Genomic DNA, 10,152 nt, shown 5'->3' on the forward strand with positions numbered 1-10,152 from the left:
AATGGCTAAAAATGGCTAAAAGCTATTTGTGGCTATTTACGTGGGTGGGTTGTCGTCGCGGGCGAGGGGGTCAAGCTCTGCTCGTTCGCGATCGCGGGCGTGCATTCGTTCGGTAATTTCTAACGGCTGTTCATCAACTGCTTCAATCCCCATGGCTTCACCAATGTCGTCTACGACGTTTTGGTCGGGGGTTGGCGTAGTGCCGCCGACAGCTTCTTCGCCCACTACTTTGGCCTGATCAGCCATTGCATCCGGGTCGCCGCCGACGGTTGAAGCACCAGCAGCGCTGTATTCCCTGTTATCAGCAACGGTCGCTCCAGCGCGATCGCTGTGATCTTCGAGTCCCATGCGGACGGCTTCGGCCATAGAATCGGCTTCGGCTTGGATTTTGGCGGGCTGATTGGGCTGTTCTGGGTTGCCTGCGATTTTATAGCCTTGTTGTAAATCTTGGGATTGCTGGTCTGCCATGCAAATACTCTTTGGTAACTGTTTGGTATGAATGGTTTGGTTGAGCGCTCAGCTGCATCTCGGTTTGCAACCTGCGATCAAGTCGGGGTTGGCGTGGGGCGCAGGGGTTAGTTAAGAGGGTTTCTCTAACTGCCTGCCCCCGATCGCCCGTTTTTGGCTGTGTCAGGCGATCGCTTGTTGTCTAATCCTGATCGCGGTCTTCGCGAATAAAGCCTGCTCTGGATGTTTCGGGATCGTCTAGAAGTTCGGGTGTGACAGCCGGATTTTCGATGACGTCACGCGGATGCTGGCCTGTTTCGCTGTTGTAGACCAAATCTCTTGGATCAACGGTTTTCTCGTCAGCAGCCTGCTGTTGGTTTTTTTTGGCGGCTGTATTAGAGGAATCAGAATGCGTCATAAGTAGCCTGTTCAATCGTCGGCAATGGGTACACGGGCGATCGCGCTTATTTAGGTTAGTTGGCGATCACTGTGGTTGCACTCTATCTAAAAAAATTGGGCTTGCACTCTAGCTAGCTACTGATATCTCGTTGACATATCGAAGCTATGAGCCTTTTCTTTGCGCCCCTGCTTCAGCAAGCTCCCCCTACAGAAGGACGCCAACAAAACAACTTTTTCTTATGTTCGGATTAGATGACTAAATACCCGCAAAGCCAATTTTCGTTTGGCTGCTTGAAAAAACTGTAGGACTTAAATCGCGATGGCAGACGCTTCGATCTCTAAAACCAATGCCCAAAAGGCGGCTAGCGGCGAAATGGGGCAAACCTATCTAGCGACAGGTCAAAAGCTAGCGATGCGCCTGTGGCAGGAAGAAGCTCCCAGCGAACCCAAGCCAGAAACCCAGCGAGACTATGAAATGGTGGGTTATGTAATTGCAGGCCGAGCCGAGTTGCAGCTAGCGGGTGAAGTGATTCAACTCCATCCAGGTGACTCTTGGGTGGTGCCCCAGCAAACCGCCCATAGCTACCGCATTCTGGAGCCTTTCACAGCGATCGAGGCCACCAGCCCCCCAGCGCGGGCGGCTAAACGAGATGCTGCTTAAATGATTTCAGTCAATAACGTTAATTTTTAGAGTTATTTATCTAATAGGAGGTCTGCCATGTTTATGCAGAATAAGGAAACTGGCATTTTGTTTAAGATTACGGATACAGAAGCTTTGATCAATCCGGTTGAAGACGAAGTGACCGGACAACATCAGGCTGGCGAAGAAGAACAGCCCCCTGAAAGTATTAGCAAAGCCAATTTGGTCTTTCCGTCCGGGGAGCAATTACCCGTTTGCTGGACAGACCCTAATTATCGCCAATAAGCACTGTTTTTCTAATCACTTGAGGGGGTCTTATGGTACGCGTTGCCATCAATGGCTTGGGTCGTATTGGCCGAGCTGTGCTCAAACAGATTGTCGATCAGGCTGATTTAGAGCTAGTCGCGATCAACGATCTGGTTGCCGCTGACAACCTGGCTTATTTGCTCAAGTACGATACCGTTTATGGCCGCTACCATCAGCCTGTCAAAAGCGATGAAAATAGCCTGACGATTGGCGAAACTACCTGTAAAGTTTTTGGCGAAAAAGACCCGGCTCAACTACCCTGGGGCGACCTGGCGATCGATTTAGTTTTTGAGTGTACTGGGGTTTTTCGTCGGCGTGAAGGGTTGGAAAAACATCTGCAAGCTGGGGCTAAGCGTGTGGTGCTGTCTGCCCCAGCTAAAAGCGATGACATCGCCACTGTGGTGTACGGCATCAATCAGCAAAGTGCTGATAACGCTTCTGCTGTTTCTTGTGCAAGCTGCACGACCAACTGTATTGCCCCGGTAGTAGAGGTGATGAAGCGGCGGGTGGGGATCAAAAAAGCAATTATGACGACCATCCATGCCTATACCTCTAGTCAGGCAATTGTAGATGCCCCTAGTGCTAAATATCGGCGGGGTCGGGCAGCGGCAGCTAACTTTGTTCCTACCAGTACGGGAGCGGCGATCGCAACTACAAAGGTTTTGCCAGCGCTAGCAGGCAAATTTGATGGGGTCGCTGTGCGGGGTCCGGTTCCGGTGGGGTCTATTTCAGATATTGTTTTTGTTTGCGATCGCCCGGTGCAAATCGCTGAGATCAACCAAATTTTTCGCGAAGAAGCTGAAACAGATCGCTATCAAGGGGTTTTGGGGGTTTCTGAAGATGCCATTGTCTCCTCAGATATTGTCCAAGATTACAGAGCCTCTGTTGTCGATCTCACCATGACGCAGGTTGTAGATGGCGACTTGGTCAAAATCATGAGCTGGTATGACAACGAATGGGGCTACGCTAGCCAAATGCTGCGTCAGGGGCTGCGATTAGCCCAGCAGCTATAGAACTGCTGCCAGCTTACGTCATTGCCTTTAATTGCCTGACCTCAGGCGATCGCTTTTTAGTCCTTACGATTACTCAAATTTAAATCCAAAATCTAAACAAAGCCTATGGTCGTTGGATCAACTTATCCTGCTGTCATTTCGCGCCAAGAGTCGCCTGACTGGTGGCGGAGTGCTTTTATCTACCAAATTTATCCCCGCAGCTTTATGGACAGCAGCGGGGATGGTGTGGGTGATTTGGCCGGGATTTTGCAAAAGCTCGACTATGTGATGTCGTTGGGAGTAGACGCGATTTGGATTTCGCCGTTTTTCAAATCGCCTATGAAAGACTTCGGCTACGACATTTCTGACTATTGCGCGGTTGATCCCATTTTTGGCACGCTGCAAGACTTTCAGCAAATCTTGGCAGCGGCTCACCAGCGAGGGCTAAAAGTTTTAATTGACCAGGTGTGGAACCATACTTCTGACCAGCATCCCTGGTTTCAAGAAAGCCGCAGCAGCCGTGACAACCCCAAAGCCGACTGGTATGTATGGGCCGATCCGAAGCCCGATGGCACGCCGCCTACCAACTGGCTAGCTACCTTTGGCGGCAGCGTTTGGACGTGGGAACCTCGCCGCCAGCAGTACTATTTACACAACTTTTTGGTTGAGCAGCCTGACCTCAACTGGTATAACCTTGAAGTCATTGAGGCCATTAAGCAGGTGGCGCGATTTTGGCTGGATATGGGGGTTGATGGCTTTCGTCTAGATGTCGTGAACTTTTACCTCTACGATCGCCAGCTCCGTGACAACCCCCAGCGCCCAGCTAATCAACCCCGGCCTGCAGGGGCTGCGCCTAACGATCCGTTTTTCTCGCAGCTCAATCTTTACAACTTTTGCCAGCCCAACATTGCTGAAGTGCTACAGCCTATTCGGCAATTAATGGACGAATATCCGGGAAGCACAACCCTAGCCGAAATTAGCAGCGCTGAAGATACAATCGCCACGTCTAGCGAATATGTGCGAGGCCGCGATCGCCTGCACATGGCCTACAACTCTTCTTTAATGAACGATGAGCCACTGACCCATGAGCGGCTTTATCAGCTTATTGCCCAAGTTGAAGCCGCCTTTGGCGACGGCGTGATCTGCTGGACTGCGGGTACCCACGACTTCCCCCGGCTTAAAAGTCGCTGGAGTAAGTTTCATGTATCGGCAGATGTGCAGGAACAGTTTGATCACTTGTTTGTGGCTTTGCTAATTTCGCTGCGGGGTAGCTGCTGTATCTATCAGGGAGACGAGCTAGGACTCACCCAGGCGGAAATCCCTTTTGAGAAAATGCAAGATCCGTTTGGTATTGCTGGTTATCCGTCCATTCTGGGACGCGATGGTTCGCGCACGCCGATGCCCTGGTACAAAGACCAGCCCCAGGCCGGATTCACCACCGCCCTAGAACCGTGGCTACCCATCCCTGCCGAACACCAGAGGGCAGCCGTTGATGTCCAAGCAGCGGATCCTAACTCACTGCTCAACCAGTATCGCCAGCTTATTCACTGGCGACGGCAGCAACCCGCCCTACGGCAGGGGCAGCTAACTCTGTTACCCATGCCAGCGCCCGTGCTAGCTTTTATTCGCCACTGTCGCCAGCAAAAGCTGCTGTGTGTTTTTAACCTCAGCTTTGACTCAGCCCAGCTGAGTTTGACGCCTTATCCGGGTTGCCAAGACCAGACAGAGACGGGCTTTACCTACCAGCGCCAAGGCGATCGCCTGGAACTGCCTCCTTACGGTGTTTATTTTGGGGAGTTGTCCCAGTGAGGGGGATGCAAATCGGTTAGCTGAATGTTTTGATGGCGAACGGGGACTTCAAACCAGTCGCTTAGCTCGTGCTCTAGCCAGTCTAGCTCTGGTGTCGTCAGACCCCCCAGTTTTTTCAGCGTACAGGGGTAGTTTCCTAACCAGAGGGTAATTTCGGCCTGATTTTTAAGGTAGCCCCAGTCAGATTTCTGGTAGCTGGCTTCACGCCGCTCTAGCTGAGAAACTTGTTGCAGCGGCATTTTTCGAGCTAACAGGGGCACGAAGCCGCACAGCGTGTAGGAGACTTTAACCCATCGCGAACCGAAACTAATTTGCTTTTCTAGCAAGTAACTGATGAGCGAAACCGCGACCCGGTTGACGACAGCGATCGCTAGCCACAGTATCCAGACATAAGACAACAAAAAGGCCAGCAAACAGCCCCAGCCTCGAACGGAGGGCAAGGGCACTGCCGCCTCAATTGCTGGCTGCGGTAGGGAGATGGTCAGCGTCGTCTGGTTTTTGCTCAGTCGAATCCGGGTTCCTAAGGGGCGATCGGGCGATCGCGTTGAAACGACGGCCTCTGGATGACGCAGCGCTTGGAGCGCCTGCGGTACCGATTGAAAGCGTCGCTCTAAACTCGGCTCTATCATTTTTCGGAGCCAACGGCTGAAGGCTGGGCTGAGGTTGGCTTTGGCTTCAAACCGAATGCGCAAATTTTCCTGCGGCAGGTCAGCCGGATGAATGCCTGTGACTAAATAGACCAGCGTAGCCCCTAGACTGTATAAGTCAGACGCGGGTGTAGCCCGCCCGCCGAACTGCTCTGGGGGCATGTAACCATAGGTGCCAACCACGGTAATGGTGCTGCCTTTGGCGGCGATCAAGTTTTGTACAGCGCCAAAGTCAACCAGATAAACTTGCCCCACGCGATGCCCAGAGCGATCGCGCAGTAAAACATTGCTGGGTTTTATGTCGCGGTGAACGATGGCGGGTTTTTGGGTATGGAGATAGGCCAGAATTTCCAATAGCTGCTCAGCAACCTGCCGAATTTCAGACTCGCTAAAGCTGCGTCCAGCTTGCAAATGTTCTTCTAGGGAGCGGGCTTCGAGGTAAGTTTGAACCAGGGCAAACCCTTTGCACTGCGGCAAATCTAGCTCAAAAGAATCGAGATAGCGCGGAATGGCCGGATGAGAAAGCTGTTGCAAAATACTGGCTTCTCGTTCAAACAGCCGCACTTGCTCCCAGTTGAGATCGCCGCCAAACTTTAGCAGCTTCAGCACCACGAGCTGCTGGGTTTGTAAGTCTAAGGCCAAAAAAGTTTGCTGGCCGCTGCGGCCTAAAGATTGCTGGAGCTGATAGCGATCGCTAATGATTTGACCTAGCATTTAGGCTATCCTTCAATTCGGCAGAAACGGTATGCTCTCTTCTGCCTACAGTCTAGACGGGGCTAATTTCTCTCAGGTGAGCTAAATTCATGTCTCTTAACCAAGCCAGGGTGGGCATGGGTTTCTGCTACCTAGTTGCGACTTTTGAGTCTGGCGAAGCCTACAAGCGATCGCCTGCCAAAGGCCGACACTGACCCAGCGCTGCTAGCAATTCTTCAAACCGAATAGGCTTGCTAATGTAATCATCCATGCCTGCCTGCAAACATTTTTGGTCGTCACCGGGCATGGCATTGGCTGTCATTGCAATAATACGGGGACGCTGCCTAGCATCTAAACGCCGACAAATTTCCTGGGTGGCGCTCAAGCCGTCCATTTCCGGCATGTGGACGTCCATCAACACAACGTCGTAGGGTTGCCGACTCAGGGCTTCTAGCACCTCTAAGCCGTTGCTAACCACATCAGCGCGATAACCCATTTTTTCTAACCACAGCAGGGCTAGCTGTTGATTGACCAGATTATCCTCAGCTACCAAAATTCGTAGAGCCGGGTTGGCAGGGGGCTGTGTTTGGGCGATCGCCAGTGACGGAAACAGCGTTGGTGACAGAGCAGCGTCCCCCGCTAGCAGTTGACTTAGCGTAGTTGCTAGCTGCGCGTAGCGAACGGGTTTTTTCACGACAGCGGTTAGGCTTTGAGAACGGCTAGTTAGGTGGGTGCTATCCGCCGTTACCAAAAAAACAATTGGCAGGGGTTTGCCCATATCTGCAATAGCTGAGGCCAGCTCAAAACCATTCATCTCAGGCATGTGAGCATCAATAATTGCCAGGTCAAAAGGCAGGTTTTGAGCCATCCAGCCTAAAGCTTCGTAGGGCGATCGCGCTGCCACTACAGACAGTTTTTGCGCCGTGGCCCAGGTCGTCAGGGCTTTGCGGCTAGCCGCATTGTCATCGACAATCAACACCCTTTTATCAGCCATCTGGCTCAATGGCTGGCTAGCTGGCTCAGCGACAGCCGATTCAATCAAAAGGGTGAAATGAAAAGTTGACCCTCGATCGACCTCGCTTTCAACCCAGATGTCACCCCCCATCAGTTTGCACAAGCGTTGGCAGATAGCTAGCCCCAGCCCTGTGCCACCATAGCGCCGCGACGTGGATGAATCAATTTGGCTAAATAGCTTAAACAGGCGATCGCGCTTATCCGGTGGAATGCCAATGCCCGTATCGCGTACGGCAAAAGCAAGTTGATAGAGTGCTGCCGGGGGCTGGTTGTTTTCAACTGTCGCAGCTTGCTTAACGGGCTGGCCGGAAACTGAAACGACCACCTCGCCAACCTCTGTGAACTTGAGCGCATTCCCCACTAAGTTGACAAGAATTTGCCGCAGTCGGGTGACATCTCCGGTCAGGGTCAGCGGCAGGGTGGGATCAAGCTGATAAAGCAGTTCTAAATTTTTTTCTGCCGCTTTAGAAGATAAAAGTTCTAATGAATCTTCAATGCAAGTGGCTAAGTGAAAAGGCTGCTTTTCTAGCGCCAGTTTGCCAGACTCGATTTTAGAAAAATCTAAAATATCGTTAATTAACGTCAGCAGGGCATCACCGCTTTTGCGAATAGTATCGACAAAAAGACTTTGCTGCGTCGTCAGGGGAGTATCTAGCAGCAAATTGGTCATTCCCAGCACCCCGTTCATCGGTGTTCTAATTTCATGGCTAACCGTGGCTAAAAATTCACTTTTAGCGACAACGGCAGCTTCTGCTGCTTCTCTCGCCCGGTTCAAAGAGGCTTCTCTGGCTGTTACCTCATGCGCCATCTGCTGAAAAGCCCTGGCCAGTTGTCCGGGTTCATCGGGTCGCTGAGCCAGATGGGTGAGGCTTTGGTGCGGCTGAAGTGCCTCTTGCGTTGTCCGAAAACGACGAGCCAATTGGGTCAATTGCTTGAGCGGGCGAATGACCGTTCGCTTTAGCAGCAGGTTAATTAGCAGCACAACTACCGCAAAAATGCTGCTAAAAATACTCATGACCATCAACAGCGATCGCTGACCCCGCGCCAAGACTTCTCCCGCTGGTACATAGATGGTTTGCGCGGCAATAATTTCATTCATCTGCCAGCCAAAGCCGTTTTGATCCCCATAGGTTTGCCGCATACTGACAGGTGCTTTTTGCGGGTTGCCGTGACACTCTAGACACGATGCCTGACGAATGGCTAAAGGCCGAGCCATGTAAAAAAACTGCTCCCCTTTCTGCAAGCGGTAGCCTTGCAACTCTTTAAGTTGAGTATTCTGGCGAAACTGGGCAATAATGTCGGTTTCAAACTCGTCAGCCTGGTCGCGAGGATTGGTTGGGTTGAGCGTGGCTTCTCGATATAAGAAATGGGTATATTTGGGCGATTGCCGGAAGGCTTCAAAAACTTCACGGGCTGAATAGGCGGGAACAGTCTCTTTAACAAATTCGGGGCTAGTTTGAAGCTGCTGAGTTAACTGGGGTTTGACGTGACTACTGGTGTAGTTGCGCACCGCATTCATCGTTTGAATTAAGATTTCGGCCCGATCGGCCATTTCTTGCTCGGCTTCGTGCTGCAGGGCGTTGGAAAGCACAAAGCCGCTAAAGATGGTTCCTCCCAGAAAAATCAGCGTTAGCAACAACGTGAATTTAGGGCCAAGCTTGAATGTTCGAGTCATGTTGAGTGATGAGGCGGTAGCATTTGGTAGACACCCCCAAGCTTGAAATAGCGCCGCTACATTCCTTTCGAGTGATGCGTTTGGCTGCGCTAGTTCAGATTGCCCAAAGTCGCTTGGTGCTTATCCACTAATGGCTAGTGAGTTTACCGTTTGGCGGTGGGCAAACCAGCGTTTGAGCTAGCTACGGCAGAGGTACCTAACTTAAGGCAGATCCTGGGCAATTTGCTGGAGATCTGTTTGTACCTGGGCGTAAGCAGCTTGGGCTTGAGCTGCTAGGGGGGCAATGACTGAAGGCTTGTTTTGACGGGCTGCCGCTTCTAAGTCAGCGCAAAGGGCAGAAAGCTGCCAAGCCCCTAAAGCGGCACTGCTTGATTTCAGCGTGTGGGCTGCTTGTTCTACCCGATCGCAATCTAAGGGCACAGCCGCGATCGCCGCCAGCAGCTTCGGAGACTCTTGAAAGTAAATTTCAGTCAACAGGGTGAGCGTGCGGCGAGAAAGCCCTCCCAAGGGAGCTAGAGAGGTTTTTAACCCAGCCAAGTCAATGCCTGCTAACAGAGCGGTCTGTGCTGCTGGCTTAGCGGTAACTTGGCTCAGCGGTGCTGGCAGAGAATCTTCAGGGGTGGCAACTTTAGCGTTGGCGACTTTATCACTTGCTGTTGCGGGCGATCCCCAAACCTGAAGCAGCGTGATTGCTAGCTCAGTCGCATCAATGGGGGCTGGCAAAACGGCAACAAAGCTGTCTGGTTCAATAAGGATGTCTGCTTCAGTGGTTGTCAGCAAAATTAAGGGCACTAACGACTCACCCACCCGTTGCTGCAACTGCTGAGCCAGCGCTAAGCCATTCATTTGTGGCATTTCTAAGCGGATGAGCAGTGCCCCAAAGTTGTGAGTACCGAGCAGTCGGCCAATTGCCTCATAGCCGGATACAGCGATGCAGGCTTCTATTTGCCAGTCGCTGAGCAGCCCCAGCAAAGTGGCCTGTCGATCGCGGTCAGGTTCGACAATCAACAAGCGCTGGCCAGCAAAATATCGGGTCAACACTGCTTTGTTCAGGGCTGTGGTTTGGGCTTGTTGCAGAGCCAGTTGGCAGTCAGTCAGTTTTTGAGTGTCTGCTGCCTTGATCTGAAGTAAATAGTCCGTTGTATTCGCTAAAAGCGCCTTAAAAGCCTGGGTAATAGCCTGTAGTTCAGGCGGTAAAGGCATCGCCAAGAAAGGGACGACGAGCTGATTGGGGCGTAAAACGGCATCGGTGGCCTGGAGCGTTTCTTTTAATTGGCTGATGGGATGAAGTAGCCAAGCCTTGAGCAGCAGGAGGGCGATGGCGGTAGCCCACGCAGCAACGAGCAGACTGCCCAAAAGCGTTTGTTGCCGATAAGCGGCGATCGCCCGTTGCGTCTGGGTGGCTTCTAGCTGCACCTGCACCCAATAAGTTTGATTAGCGACCTGTATAGCGCGGGCAAATTCATAGTGCTGACGATCGCGGCTGAAGCGACCATAGGGACGAGTAGCAACGTCTAGATTGGCTTCGCG

9 protein-coding genes are annotated in these 10,152 nt (G+C 52.0%); 4 read left to right on the forward strand and 5 right to left on the reverse strand.

Going from position 1 to position 10,152, the window contains the following annotated elements; genetic code table 11:
• Positions 1-36: 36 nt before the first annotated feature.
• Positions 37-468: a DUF6335 family protein gene (locus ACTS3T_RS18370; protein ID WP_377965630.1), complete on the reverse strand. Its 432-nt coding sequence runs from the start codon at positions 466-468 to the stop codon at positions 37-39.
• Between the two features lie 181 nt (positions 469-649).
• A complete protein-coding gene (locus tag ACTS3T_RS18375; protein WP_377965628.1) occupies positions 650-865 on the reverse strand; it encodes a hypothetical protein in 216 nt (71 codons plus the stop codon).
• 300 nt (positions 866-1,165) lie between these two features.
• On the opposite strand from ACTS3T_RS18375, the gene ACTS3T_RS18380 reads away from it, so the two are divergent.
• The 4 genes from ACTS3T_RS18380 (at position 1,166) to ACTS3T_RS18395 (ending at position 4,593) form a co-directional block, all read left to right on the forward strand.
• Positions 1,166-1,507, forward strand: a complete 342-nt coding sequence (locus tag ACTS3T_RS18380; RefSeq protein ID WP_377965626.1) for a cupin domain-containing protein — start codon at positions 1,166-1,168, stop codon at positions 1,505-1,507.
• A 57-nt stretch (positions 1,508-1,564) separates the two neighbouring features.
• The gene (locus ACTS3T_RS18385; protein WP_377965624.1) at positions 1,565-1,771 is read left to right on the forward strand and encodes an acetyltransferase; all 207 of its coding nucleotides are present in this window, start codon (positions 1,565-1,567) and stop codon (positions 1,769-1,771) included.
• Positions 1,772-1,803: 32 nt separating this feature from the next.
• Positions 1,804-2,805 carry a type I glyceraldehyde-3-phosphate dehydrogenase gene (gap, locus tag ACTS3T_RS18390; protein ID WP_377965622.1) on the forward strand — a complete coding sequence of 334 codons (1,002 nt, stop codon included), beginning with the start codon at positions 1,804-1,806 and terminating at the stop codon, positions 2,803-2,805.
• A gap of 105 nt (positions 2,806-2,910) precedes the next feature.
• On the forward strand, positions 2,911-4,593 hold the full coding sequence (locus ACTS3T_RS18395) for an alpha-glucosidase family protein (RefSeq protein ID WP_462935324.1): 1,683 nt from the start codon (positions 2,911-2,913) through the stop codon (positions 4,591-4,593).
• Here the strand turns inward: ACTS3T_RS18395 and ACTS3T_RS18400 are convergent.
• The 3 genes from ACTS3T_RS18400 to ACTS3T_RS18410 form a co-directional block, all read right to left on the reverse strand.
• Positions 4,569-5,954 (reverse strand): serine/threonine protein kinase, encoded by a 1,386-nt coding sequence (locus ACTS3T_RS18400; RefSeq protein WP_377965618.1) that lies wholly within the window; start codon positions 5,952-5,954, stop codon positions 4,569-4,571. The genes ACTS3T_RS18395 and ACTS3T_RS18400 overlap by 25 nt on opposite strands.
• Before the next feature lie 160 nt (positions 5,955-6,114).
• Entirely contained in the window at positions 6,115-8,622 is a 2,508-nt protein-coding gene (locus ACTS3T_RS18405) for a c-type heme family protein (RefSeq protein ID WP_377965616.1), read from the reverse strand.
• A 201-nt stretch (positions 8,623-8,823) separates the two neighbouring features.
• The coding region (locus ACTS3T_RS18410; protein WP_462935325.1) for an Hpt domain-containing response regulator at positions 8,824-10,152 on the reverse strand (1,329 nt) is incomplete at its 5' end.

This window comes from Almyronema sp., from assembly GCF_052168255.1.
GTDB lineage: Bacteria > Cyanobacteriota > Cyanobacteriia > Phormidesmidales > Phormidesmidaceae > Sphaerothrix > Sphaerothrix epifaneia.